Source organism: Pseudogracilibacillus sp. SO30301A, assembly GCF_037072025.1.
In the GTDB taxonomy this organism is placed as follows: Bacteria; Bacillota; Bacilli; order Bacillales; family Amphibacillaceae; genus Pseudogracilibacillus.
The window spans coordinates 50898-72758 of sequence record NZ_JAXHDD010000008.1; the positions used below are offsets into that span (position 1 = coordinate 50898).

Annotated in this window: 25 protein-coding genes; 19 read left to right on the plus strand and 6 right to left on the minus strand. The window is 34.7% G+C overall.

Annotated elements, in window-relative coordinates; translation table 11 throughout:
- Positions 1 to 14 precede the first annotated feature (14 nt).
- The 6 genes from atpD (at position 15) to spoIID (ending at position 6369) form a co-directional block, all read left to right on the plus strand.
- A complete protein-coding gene (gene atpD, locus SPD89_RS06310; RefSeq protein WP_336261108.1) occupies positions 15 to 1433 on the plus strand; it encodes a F0F1 ATP synthase subunit beta in 1419 nt (472 codons plus the stop codon).
- Between the two features lie 84 nt (positions 1434 to 1517).
- Complete coding sequence (locus SPD89_RS06315; RefSeq protein WP_336261109.1) at positions 1518 to 1916, plus strand: F0F1 ATP synthase subunit epsilon; 399 nt, start codon at positions 1518 to 1520, stop codon at positions 1914 to 1916.
- 686 nt (positions 1917 to 2602) lie between these two features.
- Positions 2603 to 2899, plus strand: a complete 297-nt coding sequence (locus SPD89_RS06320) for a DUF1146 family protein (RefSeq protein ID WP_336261110.1) — start codon at positions 2603 to 2605, stop codon at positions 2897 to 2899.
- 87 nt (positions 2900 to 2986) lie between these two features.
- On the plus strand, positions 2987 to 3697 hold the full coding sequence (locus SPD89_RS06325) for a YwmB family TATA-box binding protein (protein ID WP_336261111.1): 711 nt from the start codon (positions 2987 to 2989) through the stop codon (positions 3695 to 3697).
- Positions 3698 to 3730: 33 nt separating this feature from the next.
- Positions 3731 to 5062: a UDP-N-acetylglucosamine 1-carboxyvinyltransferase gene (murA, locus tag SPD89_RS06330; RefSeq protein ID WP_336261112.1), complete on the plus strand. Its 1332-nt coding sequence runs from the start codon at positions 3731 to 3733 to the stop codon at positions 5060 to 5062.
- Positions 5063 to 5388: 326 nt separating this feature from the next.
- Complete coding sequence (spoIID, locus tag SPD89_RS06335) at positions 5389 to 6369, plus strand: stage II sporulation protein D (protein ID WP_336261113.1); 981 nt, start codon at positions 5389 to 5391, stop codon at positions 6367 to 6369.
- 44 nt (positions 6370 to 6413) lie between these two features.
- On the opposite strand, the gene SPD89_RS06340 is transcribed toward spoIID, so the two are convergent.
- Positions 6414 to 7490, minus strand: a complete 1077-nt coding sequence (locus SPD89_RS06340) for a serine hydrolase domain-containing protein (RefSeq protein WP_336261114.1) — start codon at positions 7488 to 7490, stop codon at positions 6414 to 6416.
- A 132-nt stretch (positions 7491 to 7622) separates the two neighbouring features.
- Complete coding sequence (locus SPD89_RS06345; RefSeq protein WP_336261167.1) at positions 7623 to 8063, minus strand: MarR family winged helix-turn-helix transcriptional regulator; 441 nt, start codon at positions 8061 to 8063, stop codon at positions 7623 to 7625.
- Positions 8064 to 8236: 173 nt separating this feature from the next.
- Between SPD89_RS06345 and SPD89_RS06350 the strand changes: the two genes are divergently transcribed.
- The 3 genes from SPD89_RS06350 (at position 8237) to SPD89_RS06360 (ending at position 10282) form a co-directional block, all read left to right on the plus strand.
- Positions 8237 to 9127: a M23 family metallopeptidase gene (locus tag SPD89_RS06350; protein WP_336261115.1), complete on the plus strand. Its 891-nt coding sequence runs from the start codon at positions 8237 to 8239 to the stop codon at positions 9125 to 9127.
- A 720-nt stretch (positions 9128 to 9847) separates the two neighbouring features.
- Complete coding sequence (gene spoIIID / locus SPD89_RS06355; RefSeq protein ID WP_336261116.1) at positions 9848 to 10114, plus strand: sporulation transcriptional regulator SpoIIID; 267 nt, start codon at positions 9848 to 9850, stop codon at positions 10112 to 10114.
- Between the two features lie 30 nt (positions 10115 to 10144).
- Positions 10145 to 10282, plus strand: coding sequence for a hypothetical protein (locus tag SPD89_RS06360; RefSeq protein ID WP_336261117.1), 138 nt, complete (start codon positions 10145 to 10147; stop codon positions 10280 to 10282).
- 548 nt (positions 10283 to 10830) lie between these two features.
- Here the strand turns inward: SPD89_RS06360 and SPD89_RS06365 are convergent.
- Both SPD89_RS06365 and SPD89_RS06370 read right to left on the minus strand, forming a co-directional pair.
- Positions 10831 to 11853: a nuclease-related domain-containing protein gene (locus SPD89_RS06365; RefSeq protein ID WP_336261118.1), complete on the minus strand. Its 1023-nt coding sequence runs from the start codon at positions 11851 to 11853 to the stop codon at positions 10831 to 10833.
- A 102-nt stretch (positions 11854 to 11955) separates the two neighbouring features.
- Positions 11956 to 12252, minus strand: a complete 297-nt coding sequence (locus SPD89_RS06370; RefSeq protein ID WP_336261119.1) for a DUF4190 domain-containing protein — start codon at positions 12250 to 12252, stop codon at positions 11956 to 11958.
- 803 nt (positions 12253 to 13055) lie between these two features.
- Here SPD89_RS06370 and SPD89_RS06375 point away from each other — a divergent pair.
- The 9 genes from SPD89_RS06375 to SPD89_RS06415 all read left to right on the plus strand — a co-directional run bounded on the left by SPD89_RS06375 (position 13056) and on the right by SPD89_RS06415 (position 17809).
- On the plus strand, positions 13056 to 14057 hold the full coding sequence (locus SPD89_RS06375; protein WP_336261120.1) for a rod shape-determining protein: 1002 nt from the start codon (positions 13056 to 13058) through the stop codon (positions 14055 to 14057).
- Between the two features lie 317 nt (positions 14058 to 14374).
- Positions 14375 to 14629, plus strand: a complete 255-nt coding sequence (locus SPD89_RS06380) for a hypothetical protein (protein WP_336261121.1) — start codon at positions 14375 to 14377, stop codon at positions 14627 to 14629.
- 174 nt (positions 14630 to 14803) lie between these two features.
- The gene (locus SPD89_RS22920; protein WP_442961073.1) at positions 14804 to 14902 is read left to right on the plus strand and encodes a hypothetical protein; all 99 of its coding nucleotides are present in this window, start codon (positions 14804 to 14806) and stop codon (positions 14900 to 14902) included.
- Between the two features lie 13 nt (positions 14903 to 14915).
- Entirely contained in the window at positions 14916 to 15218 is a 303-nt protein-coding gene (locus SPD89_RS06390; protein WP_336261122.1) for a hypothetical protein, read from the plus strand.
- A gap of 293 nt (positions 15219 to 15511) precedes the next feature.
- The gene (locus SPD89_RS06395) at positions 15512 to 15706 is read left to right on the plus strand and encodes a flagellar basal body rod C-terminal domain-containing protein (protein ID WP_442961070.1); all 195 of its coding nucleotides are present in this window, start codon (positions 15512 to 15514) and stop codon (positions 15704 to 15706) included.
- A 60-nt stretch (positions 15707 to 15766) separates the two neighbouring features.
- Positions 15767 to 16048: a DNA-directed RNA polymerase subunit beta gene (locus SPD89_RS06400; protein ID WP_336261123.1), complete on the plus strand. Its 282-nt coding sequence runs from the start codon at positions 15767 to 15769 to the stop codon at positions 16046 to 16048.
- A gap of 218 nt (positions 16049 to 16266) precedes the next feature.
- A complete protein-coding gene (gene fabZ / locus SPD89_RS06405; protein ID WP_336261124.1) occupies positions 16267 to 16689 on the plus strand; it encodes a 3-hydroxyacyl-ACP dehydratase FabZ in 423 nt (140 codons plus the stop codon).
- Between the two features lie 100 nt (positions 16690 to 16789).
- Positions 16790 to 17092: a hypothetical protein gene (locus SPD89_RS06410; RefSeq protein ID WP_336261125.1), complete on the plus strand. Its 303-nt coding sequence runs from the start codon at positions 16790 to 16792 to the stop codon at positions 17090 to 17092.
- 255 nt (positions 17093 to 17347) lie between these two features.
- Positions 17348 to 17809, plus strand: coding sequence for a competence protein ComK (locus SPD89_RS06415; RefSeq protein WP_336261126.1), 462 nt, complete (start codon positions 17348 to 17350; stop codon positions 17807 to 17809).
- A gap of 401 nt (positions 17810 to 18210) precedes the next feature.
- Here the strand turns inward: SPD89_RS06415 and SPD89_RS06420 are convergent, their stop codons facing one another.
- Both SPD89_RS06420 and SPD89_RS06425 read right to left on the minus strand, forming a co-directional pair.
- On the minus strand, positions 18211 to 19851 hold the full coding sequence (locus SPD89_RS06420; protein WP_336261127.1) for an LPXTG cell wall anchor domain-containing protein: 1641 nt from the start codon (positions 19849 to 19851) through the stop codon (positions 18211 to 18213).
- A gap of 358 nt (positions 19852 to 20209) precedes the next feature.
- A complete protein-coding gene (locus SPD89_RS06425; RefSeq protein WP_336261128.1) occupies positions 20210 to 20497 on the minus strand; it encodes a hypothetical protein in 288 nt (95 codons plus the stop codon).
- A gap of 200 nt (positions 20498 to 20697) precedes the next feature.
- Here SPD89_RS06425 and SPD89_RS06430 point away from each other — a divergent pair, with 200 nt between their 5' ends.
- Positions 20698 to 21792 carry a glycosyltransferase family 4 protein gene (locus SPD89_RS06430; protein ID WP_336261129.1) on the plus strand — a complete coding sequence of 365 codons (1095 nt, stop codon included), beginning with the start codon at positions 20698 to 20700 and terminating at the stop codon, positions 21790 to 21792.
- The last annotated feature ends 69 nt before the right edge of the window (positions 21793 to 21861 follow it).

The window sequence follows — 21861 nt, forward strand, 5'->3', positions numbered from 1 at the left end:
AGGAGGGAAATCGATTGAGTAAAGGTTATGTTACACAAGTAATGGGACCAGTTGTCGACGTTAAGTTTGAAGAAGGACAACTACCTGAAATTTATGATGCGCTACATGTTGAATTTGATAATACAGATGAAACTGGACAGAACGAAGCTAGAACACTCGCATTGGAAGTAGCATTACACCTTGGCGATAACTCTGTCCGCACAATTGCGATGTCATCAACGGACGGAGTACAACGTGGAATGAACGTTAAAACTACGGGTGGACCGATTTCTGTTCCTGTCGGTGACGTGACGTTAGGCCGAGTGTTTAACGTATTAGGTGAACACATTGATTTAGGAGAGGATCTTCCAGCAGACACGAAGCTTGATCCAATCCACCGTGAATCACCGAAATTCGAAAGCTTATCAACAGAAACAGAAATTTTAGAAACAGGCATTAAAGTTGTTGACTTACTTGCTCCATATATTAAAGGTGGAAAAATCGGTTTATTTGGTGGTGCAGGAGTAGGTAAAACAGTTTTAATTCAGGAACTTATTAACAACATCGCTCAAGAACACGGGGGAATTTCTGTATTCGCTGGAGTTGGAGAGCGTACACGTGAAGGTAATGACCTTTACTATGAGATGAAAGATTCTGGAGTTATTGAAAGAACAGCGATGGTATTCGGTCAAATGAACGAACCACCTGGTGCGAGAATGCGTGTTGCGCTAACTGGTCTTACAATGGCCGAGCATTTCCGCGATGAACAAGGACAAGACGTGTTACTATTCATCGACAATATTTTCCGCTTTACTCAAGCAGGTTCAGAAGTTTCGGCACTACTTGGACGTATGCCATCTGCGGTTGGTTACCAGCCAACACTTGCAACAGAGATGGGGCAACTTCAAGAACGTATTACATCAACGGATAAAGGTTCAGTTACATCGATCCAAGCGATTTATGTACCGGCAGATGACTATACTGACCCAGCGCCAGCAACAACTTTTGCTCACTTAGATGCAACAACAAACCTTGACCGTGGTCTGTCAGAGCAAGGTATTTATCCAGCGGTTGACCCGCTTGCATCAACATCTCGTGCCCTTGACCCTGAAATCGTCGGGGAAGAGCATTATGAAGTGGCAACAGCGGTTCAACGCACATTACAGCGTTACCGTGAATTGCAAGATATTATCGCAATTCTAGGTATGGACGAGTTAGGTGACGAAGATAAACTTACTGTATCACGTGCACGTCGCATTCAGTTCTTCTTGTCACAAAATTTCCACGTAGCTGAACAGTTCACTGGTCAGCCAGGATCTTATGTACCAGTTCAAGAAACAGTAAAAGGATTTAAAGAAATCTTGGAAGGTAAATATGACGATCTACCGGAAGATGCATTCCGTCTCGTTGGTCGTATTGAAGAAGTAGTCGAAAAAGCAAAAGAAATGGCTTAAGATAAAAGTGGTATGTGATGATAGGGAGTTCCCTATCATCTTCATACAGGGCTAATGATTTAAGGTTTAGGAGGTGTTTCAACTTTGAAAACACTAACAGTAAGTGTAGTTACTCCAGATGGACCTATATTAGAAGATGATTATGAAATGCTCAGCTGCAAAGCAGAAAATGGAGAACTTGGAATATTACCTGGTCATATCCCACTAGTTGCACCATTAACAATTAATGCAGTGCGTTTAAAACGCGAAAATACTGAAGATTTGTTGGCGGTGAACGGTGGATTTTTAGAAGTAAGACCTGATAAAGTAACCATTTTAGCCCGGTCAGCCGAAAAGGCATCTGATATTGACGTTGAACGTGCAGAACACGCTAAAGAACGCGCAAGTAAATTACTTGAATCAAACAATCCGAACATTGATGTGATGCGAGCAAAATTAGCACTTCATCGCGCAATAAATCGGATAGAAGTAGCAAAACATTAAATAAGTATGAAACCTCATGACCGTGTATGAGGTTTTTTTGTTTTTTTAGCATACATTATGCTCTCGTGGATAAACCAGCAAACTCCGTGGTTAAATCGGGAATTGCGTGGATAACGCAACCATCTGTGGATAAACTCGCTTATTTTGGCATTAAAATAAACCGATATCTTGTTTTTATTCCGTTTGTTCTATCGTTAAAAACGATTTTACAATGATGAAAGAAAACCAGCTGGTTACCGGGTTAAACGGTTCCTATATATGCAAAAATACAGACATAATTTACGTTCAATTAAGAATAACGACAAAATCCTCTTATCCAATTTCATTAAAAGAGGATGTTCAAAAAGTCCGGTATAAATGACAACACGAATGCTTGCTTCTCCGCTACTCATGTATCTAAATGCATACATTCCGCTGCTCGAAACTGCGCCGCCTCGAACTTCTTGGTCCTTTTTATCCTCCTTTTTGAACACGCATTAAAAATTATATTTTTTACGCAATATTCGCTATTTCCCGGGAAATGTTTTAATAATTTATTTTTTTCGACGTAAAAGATTAGGTTCACTCGTCAAATAACTATTTAAATGTCGATTTTATATTAAAAATTTTGTAATTTGAAAAGAAAACTTAATAAATAAATACAAGTCATCTCGACCATTTAATGACTTCATTAGTTTATTTCTTCATTGACTTTTCCATATGTTCATGGCATTGTTGACGGTATAAACAAGAAGAAGAAGTTAGGTGATAATATGATTTCAATTGGCTATTTCTCAATTATTGGGATGTTGTCACATGTTATATTCATCTATATTGCATGGACAGCACTGCAAGGAATTAATGTCGAACCATTTGTTCGAAAAAATAAAATTACGGAAGCACGGATTATTCTTATTTTTATCGCAATCGTTATTGGGACTGGAGTAAGTAGATTTGTTTTAGATATTATTCAATGGTCCCAAGATCTAATTTATTTATTTTGATTTAGATGTTGATTTATGTAAATATTTGTTTCGTTTAAAAAAGTTCCTCCTGTACATACTGAATGATAATGATAGGGGGAATTTTTCGTGAAAAAATTTATTTTCTTAATATGTACGTTTATATTGGTAAGCCAAACACCGATTAAAGAAGTTGCACATCAAGAGTTATTTTTACTGGCACAAGCGGGTCAAGAAGAAGGTTGGGATCTAAAAAATTGGCAAGTAGTATCCATTAACGACATTTCTAAAAATGATTTTGACAATATTTCAAACATGTTACAAAATAGTTACTTTATCTCTTTATCAAAATATAAAAATGCGGTAATATATACATTTGAGAGTAAAAAAACGAATGATTTAATCGATCATTCTTTTAGAGCTATCATTCAACAAAATAGCAAGGATCAAGTAACATTACAGACAATAATTTCTGGTGATGAATGGAACGACAATATTTACAATTATTACAGTCGCTTAATAAAAGACTTACAAAGGGATTATAATATAAAATTTACCAGAAATTTCACTTGTTTAAAGTTCAATGTCAGTGGTATAATTAAAGATGGGTCTTTATTTGACGAATTTTGGAAGAAAATGAAAGTTGTACATAGGATAGAACAGTATGACAATGTTCAACAATCAATATACGAAAAAGAATTCTATGGTTATTCTCCTTCTTTAGGAGAAGAAATTATTGTAAATAACGAAAAAATAAATTTCCAAATCGCTTTGAAAAAAATCACACAAAATAAAACAGAAATAATTGTAGGAACGCCTATGATATTGAATGAATATTAATATACTGAACAGAAATTGAAGGAGAATTGTCAGATGGATAAAATCGTTGTAAAAGGTGGCAAGAAATTAAACGGGAATGTTAAAATTGAAGGAGCAAAAAATGCAGTTCTTCCCGTACTGGCAGCAAGCTTAATTGCGAGCGAAGGAAAGAGTGTAATTTATGATGTTCCAACTTTAGACGATGTATTTATAATAAACGAGGTATTAAGAAATTTAAACGCAAAAGTCCAATTCAAAAATAATAAAGTAATTATTGATGCCACAAGTGCTTTAGAGACAGAAGCGCCTTTTGAATATGTCCGGAAAATGAGAGCTTCTGTACTTGTTCTAGGTCCACTACTTGCAAGATATGGCCATGCAAAAGTTGCTTTACCTGGTGGATGTGCGATCGGATCCCGCCCAATTGATCTTCACTTAAAAGGATTTGAAGCGATGGGAGCAAAAGTGAACTTTGGCAATGGCTTTGTAGAAGTTTATGTAGATGGAAGACTCCAAGGAGGAACAGTCTATCTAGATGTTGCAAGTGTAGGTGCGACAGAAAATATTATGATGGCAGCAAGCTTGGCAGAAGGAAAAACAGTCATAGAAAATTGTGCAAAAGAACCAGAAATAGTTGATTTGGCAAATTATTTGAATAAAATGGGTGCTAAAATTGTTGGCGCAGGTACGGAAACAATCCGAATTCATGGAGTAGAGAAGCTTCATGGAGTTGAACATACGATTATCCCAGATCGGATTGAAGCAGGTACGTTTATGGTTGCTGCTGCGGTAACTGGTGGAAATGTATTAGTGGAAAATGTCGTGACAGAACATCTTAGACCGTTAATTGCAAAATTACGGGAAATGGGTGTGGAAATTACAGAAGAGGAAAATGGCGTTCGCGTCAATGGACCAGAAAACTTAAAAGCTACAGATATTAAAACTTTACCACATCCAGGCTTTCCAACTGATATGCAATCACAGATGATGGTAGCTATGTTACGTGCAAAAGGAACAAGTGTAGTAACAGAAACGGTATTTGAAAATCGTTTTATGCATGTCGAGGAATTCCGTCGGATGAATGCGAATATGAAAATAGAAGGTCGTAGTGTAATTGTAGAGGGATTATGTAACCTACAAGGTGCCCAAGTGCAAGCGACAGATTTACGAGCTGCAGCTTCATTAATTCTGGCTGGTCTTTGTGCAGAGGGACAAACAGAAGTAACAGAGCTTTATCATTTAGATCGTGGATATGTAGATTTTGCCGAAAAGTTATATCGACTCGGTGCTGATATTCAACGAATTAAAAATGATAAAAAAGAAACGATAGATAATGTAATTAAACTTGATTTTAAAGCAAAAAATATTGCGATTGAAATCCCATAATTTAGGTATAAAATAACAACTTCATCATATAATTATAATTAGTAAATAACAGGTAGAATTCTATCTGTTATTTTTTTTGGTTGTTCATTTAAAATCTATGAAATCATTTAAATGGGTTCTAAAAACTAGGGAAAGTGTATATATTTTAATATAACAATAGATTAGATTTACTAGACTTAATATTAAGCAAGGAGGGAATACCAATAAAAACGTTTAAAGGAGCTAAGTTAAAAACAAAGCGTCGTCGAAAAAAAATATTAAAAGCAATATCCAATCGTAATAACCCTCTATCTTCTAGTAATACTGCTACTCGAAATATAGTAGGATTGGTATTCTTTACCATCCTCTTGTTTGCGATTGTGTTAATTCCGACTTTAATTGTTATGATTCCGAAGTCGGACACTTATACAGAAGAAAATATTATGGAAGTCACAGTAGATGAAGAGGATATTGAGGTTTCACAGCTGAATGTTTTTGTGGAAAGATCAGATTCAGGGGAAGTTGAAGAGATTCCACTAGAAAAGTATGTAGCATCTGTGGTGGCATCTGAAATGCCGGCTGAATTTGAAATGGAAGCATTAAAGGCACAGGCAATTGCAGCAAGAACATATATTGTAAATCACTTATTACATCAAGAAGAGGAAGAAAAAGTAGTTATTTCTGATACAACAGAGCACCAAGTCTATAAAAATGATGATGAATTAAAAGCAACTTTAGGTTCCGACTATCATTGGAAAATGGAAAAAGTAAATGAAGCAGTAAAAGCAACGAAAAATGAAATAATTACTTATGATAAGCAGCCGATTACTCCTACGTTTTTTTCAATGAGCAATGGTTATACGGAAGATGCAAAAAATTACTGGGGTAATGAGTTGCCATATTTAAAAAGTGTTGAGAGCCATTGGGAAGAAAAGCATCCGGATTTTACAGAACAAATAGTATTTACACTTGATGAAATAAGTAGTAAATTAGGTGTTTCTTTACAGGCAGGTGTATCCATTCCAATAAAAATAGTACGGACTGAAAGTAATCGTGTAAGTGAATTAACCATTCAAGATAAGACTTTTTCAGGACGGGAAGTAAGAGATATGCTCGGGTTAAGATCAAATGACTTTTCGATTAAACAAAAAAATGAACATCTTATTTTTACCACAAAGGGGTACGGCCATGGTGTAGGCATGAGTCAGTATGGAGCCAACGGAATGGCTGAGGAAGGAAAAGGTTATAAAGACATCTTAACTTATTATTATCAAGACGTGGAAATAGAAACAATTACAGAAGCGGCTCCAGCACTCGTGGCAAAATAAATAAGAGAGCAGACATTTATGTTTGCTCTCTTTTAAGATTTTGTTTAAGATAGATGGGATTTAAAAATAGAATCAGCAATATTCACATTTACCATTTCTTCTAATCCAGTAATCATTTTAATTAGTCTTATAAATGGTATCTGTATAGTAGAATAAATAACTACCCCCAGCTTGTGTTCTTTCATAAACCCACAGTAAGTGTGAAAACCTATAGTTGTTCCTCCATGATGAATAACTGGAGTATCAGCCCACTTTTTATTTTCTATCATCCAGCATAATCCCATTTCGATCTGTTTAGTAGCCTTAACAGATTGTTTTTCATGTGTAAGAGCAATCGCTTCACGTAAGGGGCTTTCTCTCAAGCCAATTTGATGTTCTACATATGTTAGCATATCATTCATTGTACTTTTGATTGCTCCAGCACCATTAATTGCAGGAAGTTCGATAGGGGGTACTAAATTACCTTTTTTGTCATATGCTTGCACGTATCGATCGAGATGAGACTTATTTACTGTAATAAATGTATCGTTCATTTCTAATGGTTTTAAAATCTCTGTTTTTATCGCTTCTTCATACGCCATGCCAAGTATGTCGGATAACGTATTTGCAAGTAAGCCAAGGCCAATATTAGAATATACGAATTTTTTTCCAATCTCTCTTTTTATTTTGTAAGTCGTAAAAAATCGATCTAAATCAGCAGGTGAAAAATCTTTATACGGATTACTTTTCCTTTCTTTATTTTCTTTGAGTTGTCTTCGAATCGTCTTCATGTCCTCTCTTGGTAAACCTGAAGTATGTGTTGCTAAATGACGAAAGGTTACTTCTTTTCCATTATAAGTTAGTGCTTGTTTGTACTCCGGTTTAAATTTACTAATTGGTTCATCTAGTGAAATAATATTTTCAGTAAGTAACTTTGCCAATAATAAACTAGTAAATGTTTTTGTTGTTGAGCCGATTTCAAAATATAGATCTCCCAAATCTGTATCAGCACGTTTATTTCCGTCTTCAAGTAGTCCAATATACTCCCGTTCCCCGTTCTTCACCATACCGACGACAATACTTGCTTTTTTAGCTCGGGATGCTTCTTTTCTCATTAAATAGATGGTACTTTCTCTAATCATTTTTACTCCTCCTTAATTTAAAGAACTTAATAATTAATTAAGCTTAACTATTTTACAAGATAAGAAACCAGCATGGCTTCGCATAGCGTAGCCACCATCTATCATGAAAATAGATTGTTTTCATACAAAGTATTATTTCATCGTATCAATTGTAATTTGTTTTAAATCCAATAGTATGTCTCGAAATTGGGTTAATTTTTCCTCGCCTAATTTAGCATATAATTTTTCCGTAATAATCAGATCAATTTTTTCTTGCTTCTTGATATATTCAGCACCTTTAATAGCTAAACTTACAAGGATTTCTCTTCTGTTTTTTTCATTTATTTCCCTTTTTAGATAGTTCATTTCTTCTAGCTTTGAAACTTGCTGACTTGCAGCGCTCGGTGTTATTTCTAATTTATCGGCAATTTCTCGAATTGTTAAATTTTTGTTTGTATCAATGATTGTTAATAGGAGATCTTGAGCAGAGGTAATATTCTCATCAAGTAACTCGTTGTATCTTTGGTAAATTTGATTATTAATAAATTGTGTTGCATCATTAATTTCCTTTACGATTAAATGTAAATTTTTCATCAACAATTAACCTCCTTTAATAATTAAGTCAACTTAACTATATCAAGTTTTATTAATAAAGCAATAGGTATTTTCTCTTAATCTAAGAAAGAATCAATAAAATTTGAAAAATCTATTTATTTCATGTATATATTTTTCAGATTCTGTTCACAATGGTGGATGAGGTGATAAATATGAAAGAAGTTCCAAACGAATCCAAAAAGAAATGGACTCGTATATTCAAGAAGAAATGGTTTTTCCCAGCGCTATATATTGTAATTGCCGCATTTCTTCTAACTGGAGTTGTCTGGTACCAAAATGTACAAAGTAATTTAATAGAAGGACTGGATGATAACGAACAATCAGATAGTTATAATCCAAGTTATTTTGATGAGGATGCAGAATCTGTTTTACAACAACAAGAAGTAATTAAAATGCCTGTAGATGAAGAAGTGCAAACAGAAATAGTAACTAAATTTTACGATTACAACGCAGAACAAGAAGAGCAAGAAAAAGGTCTAACTCTATATAACAATCGCTACTATCAGAGTACAGGTGTTGATATTGCATCAAGTGATGGAAAAGCTTTTGATGTAATTGCTTCCTTAAGTGGAACAGTTACAGAAGTTAAAGAAGATCCACTACTCGGAAATGTCGTTGTAATGTCTCATGGTGAAGATATTACAACATACTATGCAAGTTTAGGAGAAGTAGCTGTTGAACCTGGTGCAGATATAAAACAAGGTGATAAGCTAGGTACTGCTGGGAAAAATTTATTCAGCGAGGAAAGTGGCACACATGTTCATTTTGAAATTCGAAAAGGGGAAACAGAAGTAAACCCAGAAGATTTTTTCAATGAGCCATTAAATAAATTGGTAGATTTTAATGTAGAAGAACAAGAAGAGCCACAAGCTGAAGAAAAAAATGAAGAGGAACCTGAAGCAAATGAAGAAGACGCTGAAAATGGAACAGATTCAGACGTTGATCTAGATGAAGAGGAAGAGAACGAGAAAGACGCTGAAGAGGATTCTGAAGAAAAAGATGCGGAAGCAAACCAAAATTTATCTTTCTCAATTACTGCATAAGTTTTAAAAAAATTATAAAGATAAACATTGGCATATCAGCTAATAAGAATGAGCCCTAAGATATTAAGAGGGGCTTTTTTTTGTCCTTTTAGGAGAGTGAAGGTGAACTACTCCATTAAAATTTATAGAAAATTCAGGTTAAACTCCTTGTCTTTTCCTAGAAAAGCTCAAAATTAATCATAAACAAAATTAATTGTTAATAAAATATGATTAACAGAGTAATCGCTTAATATCTGGGGTGCGAGTTAGTGAATCTTTTTTATAAGTAGAACTGATCGTATTAGCTTTCACTGTTTCATATTTTCCTAAAAAGATGCGGACCCATAGAACTGGGGAAAGCGGATAATGAATCTGAAAATGGTACATGGATATCGCAAAATGGGCAAGTCACGTATTTTGGGTCAATTGACGTAAGAAAAACTTATATTGATGAAATGAATGTTTTAGAAATCAGAACTAGCATTTATACATATTAAACCAAAAATAAGTTTTTCGTATAGAAAATAGACGGTGACTAGTATTGTTAATGAGGAGAGCCCGCTTTCGTTTGTGACAATTAAAAAAAGAAGCAGATCACATTTGGAAAATGAAGCTAAACAAGTGTCGTAGTTTCTAAAACATTGGCGGATACCAACGTCCTTGTTTAATCGTAATAACATGTCAACACCGCACCTTGTCTCACTTAACACCTCAGAAAATCAACATAGGGAGGCGACCGGTGTGCATGATTACATCAAAGAGAGGACTATCCGGATAGGTAGATATGTCGTAGAGACAAGAAAAACCGTCCGTATGATAGCGAAAGAATTTGGTGTTTCGAAAAGCACGGTTCATAAAGATTTAACAGAACGTTTACCAGAAATAAACGCAGAACTTGCAAAACAAGTAAAAGAAATTTTGGAATATCACAAATCGATACGTCATATCAGGGGAGGTGAAGCGACGAGGGAAAAGTATAGAATCGAACGTGAAAGCCAATCCGAGTAGATTTATTATCGAACAAGACTTGGAAGGGGGATGATTTATCGAAAAGGCTTTTGGGTGAATTTGTTTACTTATCCGGCCGGGGAACGTGTATTGTCCTTGGCTGGAGTTTTGATTTTAATGAAAGGAGTCTCTTTTACTGTGCGATTATCTAGAATTAATACGATTTAACCAGCCAATTCCCGGAATAACCACGCAAATTTCAATTTAACCACGGGAAATCCCAAATAACCACGGAGAAGTCCGTTATCCAGCTAATTCTCGAAATAACCACGTAGAATGGGATTTAACCACGGGAGATTTAAAATAACCACGGCGTAATGATTTAACCAGCCAATTCCCGGAATAACCACGCAAATTTCAATTTAACCACGGGAAATCCCAAATAACCACGTAGAAGTCCGTTATCCAGCTAATTCTCGGAATAACCACGTAGAATGGGATTTAACCACGGGAGATTTGAAATAACCACGGCGTAATGATTTAACCAGCTAATTCCCGGAATAACCACGCAAATTTCAATTTAACCACGGGAAATCCCAAATAACCACGTAGAAGTCCGTTATCCAGCTAATTCTCGAAATAACCACGTAGAATGGGATTTAACCACGGGAGATTTGAAATAACCACGGGAACTTCAGAAATAACCACGGGGATTTCAAAATAACAACAAAACTAGAACCGCGCTGTAGGAAACAGCACGGTTCTAGTCAAAAAATTTATTTATCTAATATTGAAGTAGTAAATATTTTTGGAATTGCATCTTGAGGAAATTTGCTTAATTCTGGTGACAAGTATTTTCTGTTTTTCTTCCCACCGATTCTTTTTAAATTCATAGATGTAAGTAAATGATATACAGTGTTTTGAGTAGCAGTTTGTAGCAGGTTAGTGCAAATTCTCGATGTGATTTCTGACTCGTATAAAAGAAAGTAATCTAATATAACTCGCTCATGTGCATCATAATCTGTTTGTCCACATTTGGGACAAATCCAATATCCGCGGTTCCTGTTCAATGGAAAGAAGTCACATTTTTCACAAGCGATTCCCTTGATGAAATGATTACTGTTCAAATTGTAAAAATTTACGAGATTAGAAAATAGAGGTTTATCGTATTTTATCATCAAGTGATACAGTTTTTTTAAATCGTGAAAACTTATAATATATTCCTGGTATGAGTCATATATTTCTTCAAGTTTAAATATTAAATATTCCAAGGGGATGAAACGTTCATTAAAAAGTGAATCATTTTCTTCGTTTCGAATAATGGAACTTGGATTGGTAGAAACGACCAATGTCACAATTGGAATTTTTATACCAAATTGGCTCAACCAATTTTGTAAATGTCGCTTTTGAATTTTTGCCTGAAGAAGTGGATCGTTGTAGCTGGTTTTTTTAACTCCGTCAATTTGGATAAGTTGTTTGTTAGTAGCGTTATATTCCAAAGTGCCTTTAAGGTTTTTTGTTTCTAAATCAAAAATAAGTTTGGGCGTAAGTATGATGGAGTCCATTTGAAAATGTTTGAAGTGATTCTTTAATCTGAGGCTAGGAAGGTGGAAAAAATCTTTTTTCGGAAAAAGAGAAAGCTTGTAATCGACACTTGTTTCACCAAAGTGACCCGCTCGATACCTTTGATAATTTGCCTGAAGGCTTTCGTTATATCTATATTTTGGTTTTAACCTTCTAAATAGCGCTTCATGTGACAATAATTGATGCGATTTATGACGTTTTTTAAATGAAATCAAATAGAAATTCCTCCCTAATTTATGTTGTTATTTATATTAATTCGACATTAACTGATAGAATCCTGCATATTTTTAAAAAAATAAAAAAAGCTTAGCCAAAAGCTAAGCTGAAGCGGCGGCACTAAGTATGACCAAGAGCCACCAACCAATTTTAAAGACAAATGTTAGCACACCCAGAATGATACCTGTTATGGAAAAACCTCTACGTATTGGTTCGGTCAATGCGAATATGCCAAAAATAATAGCTAAGAGTCCTAATATATAAGGTATAAATGGAATTAAATTCAGTACCACGCCGAGAATCCCCATAACTAAAGCGGCGACAGCAAGACCATTTCCTTGCGCTGTCTTTACTTCGATTACTTGTGGTTCATATTGAACTTTCATTTCATCCTCCACGCAATCCCTCCCTCTATCTTTATATACAATATGTATAATCGTAAATTTAGATTACCTTATCATCTTGAGTTTTTCAATACGTTTCATTTAATTGAAAAGTGTTTTCTAACTAAAAAAAATTTACCCATGAGGTGGGAATTAATCATAGGAGAGGGTATTACTTATTCAGATAATTAGTGAAATAATCATGCAGAATACGATTTAATTACAGGATTTCGGAATAACCACGGACAATGCAATTTTAACCACAGGGATTTTGGAATAACCATGGAGAATGCGAATTAATCAGAGAACACGAAATATCCATGGCGGAAGAATTTAATCAGCCAATTCCCGAAATAACCACGCAGATTTCCATTTAACCACTGGAGCAACGGAAAAAACCACGGACAATGCAATTTTAACCACAGGGATTTTGGAATAACCATGGAGAATGCGAATTAATCAGAGAACACGAAATATCCATGGCGGAAGAATTTAACCAGCCAATTCCCGAAATAACCACGCAGATTTCCATTTAACCACTGGAGAACGGAAATAACCACGGAAATCGCAATTTAACCACACAAAATCTGAAATAATCATGTTTAATTAAAAGATTTCAATTCTATCTAAATTCAACATTCACGACTCATTTTTGCCTATTGAATTACATCATATTATTACAAAATAAATTTCTGTATATTTAATTGCAAAATTTGAGGTTTATTGTATTAGTTTGTGGTAGAATGTAATGTTAGAAGTATACTATTAAACAGGTGAGAAAATTAGGAATGATCTGTGATTAGGAGGACTAGTAATTTATGTTTTCGAGAGATATTGGAATTGACTTAGGAACTGCAAATGTATTGATACATCTTAAAGGTAAAGGAATTGTTTTAAATGAGCCTGCTGTAGTAGCGATGGATCGCGTAGCTGGTAAGGTGCTGGCAGTTGGTGAAGAAGCATATTTAATGGTGGGAAGAACGCCCGGAAATATTGAAGCTATTCGCCCACTAAAGGATGGGGTTATTGCAGATTTTGATGTGACTGAAGCAATGCTGAAGCATTTTATTAATAAAATTAATGTTAAAGGATTTTTATCCAAACCAAGAATGCTTATTTGTTGCCCAACAAATATTACAAAAGTGGAGCAAAAAGCGATTAAAGAAGCGGCCGAGAAATCAGGTGGACGTAAAGTTTACTTAGAAGAAGAGCCAAAAGTTGCTGCAATTGGTGCAGGAATGGAAATTTTCCAGCCGAGTGGTAATATGGTCATTGATATCGGAGGTGGTACAACAGATGTTGCGGTACTTTCCATGGGAGATATCGTGACAGCTGAATCGATCAAACTTGCTGGAGATACGTTTGATCACGATATTTTACAGTATATTAAGAAAAAATATAAACTGCTTATCGGTGAACGAACAGCAGAAGATATAAAAATAAATGTTGGAACCGTATTTAAAGATTCCAGACATGAAAGTATCGATATTCGTGGACGTGATATGGTAAGTGGATTACCTCGCACGATTACGGTTAATTCAGAAGAAATTGAAGAAGCGTTAAGAGAATCGGTTACATTAATTGTTCAATCGGCAAAATCTGTTTTAGAACGGACACCACCTGAATTATCTGCTGATATTATCGATCGTGGAGTCATTTTAACAGGTGGCGGCGCAATGATTCATGGAATCGATCAGTTACTTGCAGAAGAATTAAAAGTACCTGTTTTAGTAGCAGAGGAGCCAATGAACTGTGTTGCAAAAGGAACAGGAATAATGCTTGCAAATATCGATAAAATTGATCGCGTAAAAATTGGCTAAATGCAAACAAGAGCTTCGATAAACAAAGGAGTGGAGCCACTTGTTAAGAGGTTTTTATACAGCAGCAAGTGGGATGATTGCCTAGCAGCGACACTAAGAATTAGTTTCAAATAATATAGCAAATGCGAATACACTAGGCAAGCAGACCAGGGTGTTTTGCGTTCCTTTCCGGAAATGTTAATTAGACAGATGTGTTCAACGACAAATGGACTAAAATTACCAGTTATCAGACCGATCGGTAGTTTAAATACGGGATTATATGCACAGGAGTACATTCCAAATTTTCCTAAGAGAGATATTAGGGAAACAGGTTGTTTATGGATTTAGCTCTTGTTGATAATGATACACTTTATAATACAAGTGGAGTCCTTTTTACCGTTCAAAACGCTGACGGGGATGTGCGTTGCACAAGAAATGGTAACTTCACAGTTGATACAGAAGGTTTTATAACAACAAATGAAGGTTATTATGTACGTAACCAAGCTGGTAATCCAATACAAACGAACGGACTTGAGTTTACCGTGACGGCTAATGGAGTTGTCCAAGTGGATGGGATAAATGCGCTATTTTGAATTGTCTATATTGTAAATACGAATGAATTAATAAAAGAGGAAAATGATTTATTAAGTGCAGAAGCAGGGAATGTTAATGCGCTAAATCCAGATGCGGCAGGAGCGAATTTTACCGTTCATCAGCAGTATTTAGAAAGTTCCAATGTAAATACCATGCAGTCTATGACAGATATAATGAACGCATATCATAGTTTTGAAATGAATCAATATGTGTTAAAAGCATATGATGAAAGTATAGGGAAAGCAGTTAACGATATTGCACGATTAAGATAAGGAGGGATAAATAATGACAATACGTACAATGGACCAAGCAGCGGTAACAATGAATCAGTTGCAAAACCAAATTGATATGATTGGTCACAACTATGCAAACAGTGAAACATACGGCTATATATCAAGACAAGCGGAATTTTCAAACCTCCTTACTCAGCAGATTATGAATATGACTGATCCTGAAAATGCTCTAGGTCGGGTTACACCGGATGGAATTCGAGTTGGGACAGGTGCAAGACTTGGAGCGATAAACAATAATTTATCCCTCGGTGCAAATCAAAAATACGCATCGTGCGTTAGATACGTTGTTACGTAATGAACATCATTTTTACCAAATTCAAGGAGAAAATGAAATCCAGTACACGCGGGATGGATATTTTTACTTACAGCCTATTAACAACGGGAAAGAAGTAAAAGATGGAGATCCTGTTATTGGTATAAATGGACTATACAATTTGCAGCAAATTTTGATGATATCCATATCGAAGACAATGGTGTGGTTACGGTAAAGCATGGTACCGAGATTAAACAAGTAGGGGCACTATCTGTTGTTGAAATTTCACGTTCAAGAAGTCTAGAAGCCATCGGTGAATACCGGATGGAGCTGGCGTGAATATAAATGATTTAGTTCATCCGGTCGATATGAATACGGGTTTATTACCAAGCCCAACACTCGAAATGTCGAATGTTAATATCGGTGAACAAATGACTCAGTTAATTAATGCACAGCCCTCCTATCAATTTAATTCAAGAACAATTACGATGGCTAATCAGATGCAAGGACTTATAAATCAATTACGTTAATTTGTGGTAAATTTAATCATTTAAAAAACTTTTTAAATGAATAGTAAAGGTGAAAGTGAAATGGCAACAAACTTAGCGAATAAAGAAGAAACGAATGAAAATACAATAGAAGATAATAATACCAAAAAAGAAGCGAGACGAGCGAAGAAACAAGTTCGCAAACAGTATCAAGTTCGTAAGTTTCCTATATGGTTACGCATTATTGTAGTTCTCATTCTATTTGTACTATGTTTGATAATAGGTGTAATCGTCGGTTATGGTGTTATAGGTGACGGAAATCTAACTGAAGCTCTAGATTTACAAACATGGCAGCATATTTTAGACATTGTTCAAAAAGAATAATTAGAGTCTCCTATCATCAAGGGGCTGTTAGTGAAAAACGTTTTACCTTAGGTATAGCAAAATCGTTGAATAAGACGCACTCTTTATCGATAAAATTAGCCAGGATTATTTTGGGCTAATACATGAGAAAAAGTGCCATTTCAACGGTTTTTTACTTCAAAGGCAATATATCTGTTTCTCATCTTAAAATAATCAATGGAAAAGAGGTAGTAATAACGATGTTAGATGTACAGCAAATTAAAGAAATTATTCCACACCGTTATCCTTTTTTACTTGTCGATAAAGTGCTCGAAATGGATGAAGGAAAACGTGTTGTCGGCGTGAAAAATGTAGCGGCAAATGAACCGTTTTTTGCAGGTCATTTCCCTGAATATCCTGTAATGCCAGGAGTGCTTATTTTAGAGGCACTTGCGCAAGTGGGTGCAATCGCAGTCCTTGATATGGAGCAAAATAAAGGGAAAATTGGATTTTTAGCTAGCGTTGATAAATGCCGTTTCAAACGCGAAGTGAAGCCAGGTGATCAACTACAGTTAGAAGTGGAAATCATTCGCATGAGAGGTGCGATAGGAAAAGGAAAAGGAATAGCGACCGTAAATGGGGAAGTTGCCTGTGAAGCGGAAATAATGTTTGCAATAAAATAAAAAATACTCTCTCTTACAAAAATTAATCCTTTAGCAAGAATGACCTGAAAAAAAATGGATAAGCTAAAAGAGAAGAAATGATGTAAGGGAGGGAGACTTTATGATTAAAAGGATATTTACGGTTATGTTGGTATTAACTTTTATAAGTGCTTGTGGAACGCCAAATAACAATAATAATGATCAGACACCTGGTCAAGATAACAATGCACCTGTAAATGATAATATGGATCAAAACGATAACAACGGTGATCTAAATCGTAACAGAGATATGAATAACAATGATGATAATCTAAATCGTGAGCAAATGGACGATAATGGTGATGTTATTCGTGATGATTTAGACGATAATAATTTAGACGACAACAATAATAACAATAACAATAACAATAATAACACAAGGTAGTAGTTAATAAGAATGCCCCCTCATCGAAGGCATTCTTATTATTTTTTGGCAGATAGGAAAGTATAAAACTTTCCTACTGCATAAGTGCAACTAAAACACTCACCATAAAAGGCTTGGCGAATGCCAAGTTTTAATAAAGGGAAATCCATAAAATAGACAAATTTATTTAAAAGTAGTAAAATATACTTAGTAAAAACCTCCTAATAAAGAAAAACCTTATACTTTAGGTTTTTTTATGCCCGGAAAGGAGAGTAAATGTTTTATAAAATAACTGCCAAAACGCAGGCGATTATGAATGCACATGACAGTTATTATAAAGCAAAAATTATTGAAGAAAAAAATGATATTACATATTCACCGCTTTCACCTGTTAAATTAATCGATTTTAATTGTACAGATAATGGTGCATCATTAGAAGGAAGAGCGGAGACTGTAAAAAAGATTTTGGGAATAAAAAGTAAGTTGCCTATACCAATCTTTCATCAGGAAGGAATATATATGTTTCCAACTACATCGGTAAAAAACAGGGACTGCATTTGGCTCTCTTATTATCACATCAAAAAGTATGTACAGCACGGTGAACAAGCAATGGTTTATTTAACTGATAACTCCAGTATGTTTATTAAAACATCGTTAAACCAACTAGACCTACAAATAAAACGAACAAGCCAAGTAATTGCATATTTTCATTACCTAAACTTTCTTGATCGAAAATAGAAATTTTACGTATGTGGTGTTTTTAAAGAAATTACATAATAGTAAAGGGCATGATCGGATTTTATTAAAAATATAACTTACTTAGATAATAAGAAATTGTTTTATAAACTTTATTAGGAGGTTCACCGCATGCGTAAAGTGTTTTTGATTGATTCATTTAATGAACAGACTCATAATCTTTGCATGTAGTGAGTCAGAACAAAACACCTGTAAAACAGAAGAAGTGAAGATAATAATTTTTGTTGCTAAAGAAATCTCCGTGATGTTTAAATGAAGCGGAGAACATTCAAAGTGGTATCCTTAATAGTTCAACCTAAAAAAGTAGCCAAAAGAAAAATCCGAACTAATCTAGTTCGGACATATTATGGACAAATACTTTTACCTAAGTGTCTTTTTATAACTTAAATTGCTTTTCTGAAACGTATCGCTGTGTAAACACCTAGTCCAATTAAAATGGATAAAATACCACCTAAAACGTAATTCCAGCTGTTTGTAGCCGTGTTAGGAAGGTTACCATCGCCACCACTAGATTCAGACCCAGCCTCTCCAAAAGTTTCAGATTCCTCTTCTTGATTATTTTCACTATTTTTTTCAATATGCTCTAAATTTTCATATGCCTCTTTCAAATGCTCTAATGCTTGATCGACATCTTCTTGTGTAGCATCTTCAGTTTCTAATACGTTTTCGGCATGTGCCAGTGAATTCTCAAATGATTGCCAACTATTTTCAGTATAAGAATTATCATCTAATTCTTTTGCTTTTATTTCATTTACGTATTCCTGAAGCTTTGTTTTATCAACATCTGCCACTTTAGGTTCTTCAAGATCTTTAGGTGGTTCAGGTTCCTTAGGAGTCTTAGGTTTACGAGGAGGCTCCTTAGGGTCTTCTTGAGGAATTAATTCAAGACCGTTATACGCATCCGTTAATACTTCAACCGCCTCATCAACATCTTGTTGTGTTATTAAGTTAGAGCTATATACTTTTTCAGCATTTGTTAAGGCTTGCTGAAATGGTTCCCAACTATCTGCTGTATATAGATCGGAATCAAGACTTTCCTCATAAACGTCGTCTAAAAGATTTTTTAGTTCAGATTTATCCGGAAATGGCTCAACTGGAGGTCGGATAGGTAAATCTCTTATTAAGCCTTCATATGCATTCTTTAAAGCATCTAATGCGTTATCTACTTGTTCTTGTGTAGCATATTTATAAGCCATTACAAGCTCTGCAGTAGTGAGTGCACTAACAAACTTACTCCATGTTTCATCGGTATAATCTTTTTCAGTTAATTCTTTTCCATCTAACTCCTGCAAATATGTTGCAAGCTCTGATTTATCTGCTGTGATAGGAATCGTTGTAAATAGTTCTTCCAATGCTTGAAAAGCACTATATAAATTAGTATAAGCTCTATGAATCTCTAGTTGTGTTGCATCTTCATTTTCTAAAACAGCCTCAGCTTCTTCCATAGCAGCCTCAAGTCTAGCCCAGCTATCTGTTGTATATAGAGTACTATTTAACTCTTTCATTTGGTTCAGATAATCTTCTAAGCCATCCTTATCCACAATTGGAATTATTCCAATTGGAGGGATTGGTATTAGCAAACCGTTTCTAGCAAAGTTTAAATTAATTAATGCGGAATCCACTTGGATTTGGCTGGCGTCTTCATCAGTTAAAATATTTTCAGCATTATTCACCGCTTGCATGAATCGATTCCAGCTTTCCTCTGTGTAGTCGCTTTCATTTAAATTCTCTGCTTGTACCTCTTGTAAAAATGAAGCCAAATCTGATTTGATTACTATCGGTAATGGTTGCTCTTGCTCATTTTCATTTGTATCATTTTGCTTTGTAATATCATCACCTTCTGTATTCATTTCCTCCTCACCTAAATCAAGCTGCTCAATATTAGGAGCCGATTCAGCATGAATTACATTTTTATGTATTCCCAGTGAGGTAGAAAAAATTGGTGAACACAACAATATGAGGGTAATTATTATGAATATAGACCGCTGTAATAAAACTTTTTTGTTTCTTTCGGGCTCTTCCATCTATTCATCCTTCCTTCCTTTCTTTCTAAGGTAGTCACTAAACGTAATCTTATAATTGAAACATATTAGCGTCAATCGGACTAACTGTTCAATGTAAGCATTTGACATTTACGCATACATATTAACGTCATATAATTTGCTTAATGTTGATATAGTAAGCGTTGTGAACATTAATTACTTATAAAGTAGGATGCGCTCGTTTTTATAAATACAAAAAAAGTCCTTTTAGAAACAACTTTTTAATATTGTCTAAAGTGTCTGAGTTACTACCATAGTAGAGAAAGAAGGCCATTGTTGAATATAAAGTACATAAGCCTAAATAACTAATCATTTTACAAAAAAATAAAAATATCCGTATTTAAAACGAATATTTTTCAAAAATTCGTATCCAATTGTTAATTGTTTCTTTATGTTGTAAAGCAGAATGATCATAGTAAATATAGACATACCCTATAGAAGGATCAAATGTAATGGATTGAATATTTGGATCTAGATTTAAATCATCAATCAGCTGGAGGAGATTGTCATAATACTCTCGCCATGTTTCGATGCTGACAATTATTTCACCTGGAGTGAAATGCTCTACTTGAATACCATGCTTCGCTGCGAGTGCAATCAATTTTAATTTCATGACATTGGAAATCAATTCAAAACCGCCCTTCGACATGTTCTACATTAAGCTTATGTTTAAATGAACTAAAAGTGACAGTATAATCTCCTAAAACATTAATTTTTACCTTATTTCAAAATTGGACTAATATTTGCATGAATTGACAAGTATTCGATATAATTTAGCTAGTTCAATATGTTACCCGAAGAACGTTTCTTTCTGTTAAGGAGATTGTTATGTTAAACTATATTGATTTAATGATTGCATCTTTCATTGCTCTCATTGCAACATTTTTTCTTGCTTTTCCAATAAAAAAGCTTGCGATCAAATTTAATATCGTTGATCTTCCCGTTCGACGTAAGATTCATAAAAATGCAACGCCAAGAATAGGTGGTTTAGCAATTTTTCTTGGTGCATCATTAGGTTTACTATATTTGCAACCTTCCCATGTTCATTTACTGGAAATTTCACTTGGAGCTCTAGTTATTGTGATTACCGGAATGTTAGACGATCGTTACGATATTAGACCAATAGTCAAACTTTCTGGTCAATTAATAGCGGCTTCTTTTTTAATATCATCAGGATTAATAATTGAACGGATCACACTTCCGTTCATTGGTATGATTGATCTAGGCGTTTTTAGTGTACTTATTACAGTTCTTTGGGTAGTAGGCATAACGAATGCAATCAATTTAATTGATGGTCTAGATGGACTCGCTACAGGTGTTTCAACGATTGCGCTTTTAAGTATGTTATTTATGGCAATCGTTGATATGCAAGTGTTTGCCGCCTATTTAGCAATTGTAATTATCGGTGCAAATCTTGGCTTCTTATACCATAACTTTTATCCTGCGAAAATATATATGGGAGACACTGGATCAAATTTTTTAGGGTATATGATTGCAGTTATTTCGATGCTCGGTTTATTTAAAAATATCGCTTTATTTAGCTTTATTATCCCGGTTATTGTTCTTGCAGTGCCGATTTTTGATACATTATTTGCGATCATTCGTCGAGCATCTAATAAACAACAAATTATGAAACCAGATAATAAACATATTCATTACCAGTTACTACGTGTTGGATTTACACATCGTCAATCTGTTCTAATCATGTATGCTTTTAGTTTGTTGTTTGGAATTCTAGCTATTCTTTTTTCAGAAGCATCACTTGTTGTTTCGTTACTTGTTACGTTAGTTGTGTTAATTCTCATACATGTGCTAGCAGAAATTGCGGGCTTAGTTGCTGGAGGGAAACGGCCGGTTGTTGACGGAGTTTTGAAGCTTCTGCGGATAAAAAAAGATACAGCAGTGAATGGGCAGAATAAATAAAGTTTTAGAAAGTTATAAAATTTTATTGTTCATTTAGGTGTGGTAAAATAGGACTAAATAATTGGTAAA

Excerpts from the sequence above, each read along its gene's own strand:
- SPD89_RS06420 (WP_336261127.1), bottom strand. The coding sequence starts at position 19,851 with ATGGAAGAGCCCGAAAGAAACAAAAAAGTTTTATTACAGCGGTCTATA.
- SPD89_RS06350 (WP_336261115.1), top strand. The coding sequence starts at position 8,237 with ATGAAAGAAGTTCCAAACGAATCCAAAAAGAAATGGACTCGTATATTC.
- SPD89_RS06390 (WP_336261122.1), top strand. The coding sequence starts at position 14,916 with ATGACAATACGTACAATGGACCAAGCAGCGGTAACAATGAATCAGTTG.
- SPD89_RS06375 (WP_336261120.1), top strand. The coding sequence starts at position 13,056 with ATGTTTTCGAGAGATATTGGAATTGACTTAGGAACTGCAAATGTATTG.
- SPD89_RS06340 (WP_336261114.1), bottom strand. The coding sequence starts at position 7,490 with ATGATTAGAGAAAGTACCATCTATTTAATGAGAAAAGAAGCATCCCGA.
- SPD89_RS06380 (WP_336261121.1), top strand. The coding sequence starts at position 14,375 with ATGGATTTAGCTCTTGTTGATAATGATACACTTTATAATACAAGTGGA.
- fabZ (WP_336261124.1), top strand. The coding sequence starts at position 16,267 with ATGTTAGATGTACAGCAAATTAAAGAAATTATTCCACACCGTTATCCT.
- SPD89_RS06400 (WP_336261123.1), top strand. The coding sequence starts at position 15,767 with ATGGCAACAAACTTAGCGAATAAAGAAGAAACGAATGAAAATACAATA.
- SPD89_RS06410 (WP_336261125.1), top strand. The coding sequence starts at position 16,790 with ATGATTAAAAGGATATTTACGGTTATGTTGGTATTAACTTTTATAAGT.
- murA (WP_336261112.1), top strand. The coding sequence starts at position 3,731 with ATGGATAAAATCGTTGTAAAAGGTGGCAAGAAATTAAACGGGAATGTT.
- SPD89_RS06415 (WP_336261126.1), top strand. The coding sequence starts at position 17,348 with ATGTTTTATAAAATAACTGCCAAAACGCAGGCGATTATGAATGCACAT.
- SPD89_RS06360 (WP_336261117.1), top strand. The coding sequence starts at position 10,145 with ATGATTTATCGAAAAGGCTTTTGGGTGAATTTGTTTACTTATCCGGCC.
- SPD89_RS06345 (WP_336261167.1), bottom strand. The coding sequence starts at position 8,063 with ATGAAAAATTTACATTTAATCGTAAAGGAAATTAATGATGCAACACAA.
- SPD89_RS22920 (WP_442961073.1), top strand. The coding sequence starts at position 14,804 with ATGAACGCATATCATAGTTTTGAAATGAATCAATATGTGTTAAAAGCA.
- SPD89_RS06430 (WP_336261129.1), top strand. The coding sequence starts at position 20,698 with ATGTTAAACTATATTGATTTAATGATTGCATCTTTCATTGCTCTCATT.